This is a genomic window from Acinetobacter sp. 228 (assembly GCF_048147885.1).
This window is the reverse complement of record NZ_JAYWYV010000368.1, coordinates 1-1,236: the sequence shown is the minus strand read 5'-3', so window position 1 is coordinate 1,236 and position 1,236 is coordinate 1. Positions and strand designations below refer to the sequence as shown.

The following is a 1,236-nucleotide window of genomic DNA, read 5'->3' as shown; positions in this document are numbered from 1 at the left end:
GAAGAATTACTCCTTGAAAAGTTAGAGCGCTGGGATGAACTTGAGCAAATGAGTAAAGGGAATTAATTAATTTTTTTTACATGCAGATTAATTTAAAAGGCCTCCTAGATGAGGGGGCTTTTTTAAATATAATTTAAGATATTTTTTCAAATAAGATTTATAAAAATAATTATGTTATACCTATCAGTATAATAATATTTAAGGATATTTCCATGCTAGATCTCTCTCAAATTTTGGCATTTGGATTCATTTGTCTGGCGATGGTACTCACCCCTGGCCCAAACATGATTTATATTATCTCTCGTTCCATTAGTCAGGGCAAACTCGCAGGTTTTATTTCTCTCGGTGGCGTTGCGGTGGGTTTTGTATTTTAGATGGTCTGGGCTTCGTTCGGGATTACGGCACGTGTGGGCGCAGTTCCATATGCCTATGACACTATTCGTATTGCCGGTGCGATGTACTTACTTTGGTTAGCATGGAAAGCTTTACGCCCCAATGCCACACCTATTTTTAATGTTAAAGATTTAGCGGTTGACTCACCATTAAAGTTATTTTTAATGGGCTTTTTGACTAATTTACTTAATCCTAAAATTGCGATTATGTATTTATCTTTATTACCTCAGTTTATTCACCCACAACAAGGCAGTATTTTAGCGCAGTCTATCCAACTCGGAACTATACAAATTTTTGTAAGCGTTTCAGTAAATGCGCTGATTGTATTTTCTGCTGGTAGCATTGCTCTTTTTCTACAAAAAAAACCACTTTGGGCAAGCATTCAACGCTGGGTCATGGGTACAGTATTAGCCGGCCTTGCGGCTCGTATTCTTCTAGAACACCGCCGATAACCCACTTTATTTTTCTTTATCGCGTCTAAACCTTCAATTTACTCCTGTGTATTACGACGATAAATTCAGTTCGTGATACACTTATGGCAGTTTTAACTTTTTAAATTCTATATATCGTTATGAGCCAAAAGCAGCCTTATACGCCCGGTGAGTTTCAATGGTCCTTTTTGTTGCCTAAATATTGGGGTGTGTGGATTGCGATTACTTTCCTGATGCTTTTGGCTATTTTACCGTGGGCAATTCAATGGCGCTTAGCTCATGGATTGGCAAACCTTGCTTGGAAATATTTAAAGTCTCGTCGTAAAACCACAATTCGTAATTTAGAAGTTTGTTTCCCTGAATGGTCACCTGAAAAAGTACAGCAACAAGCAAAACAAGTTTTTGTAGATAT

1 protein-coding gene and 2 pseudogenes are annotated in these 1,236 nt (G+C 37.5%); all 3 read left to right on the top strand.

Annotated features, from left to right (window positions below; genetic code table 11):
* The coding region (locus VXQ92_RS19080; RefSeq protein ID WP_416682856.1) for a hypothetical protein at positions 1-66 on the top strand (66 nt) is incomplete at its 5' end.
* Between the two features lie 146 nt (positions 67-212).
* Positions 213-845: pseudogene (locus tag VXQ92_RS19075) on the top strand (LysE family translocator).
* Positions 846-964: 119 nt separating this feature from the next.
* A pseudogene (locus tag VXQ92_RS19070) lies at positions 965-1,236 on the top strand (lauroyl acyltransferase); the annotation flags it as partial.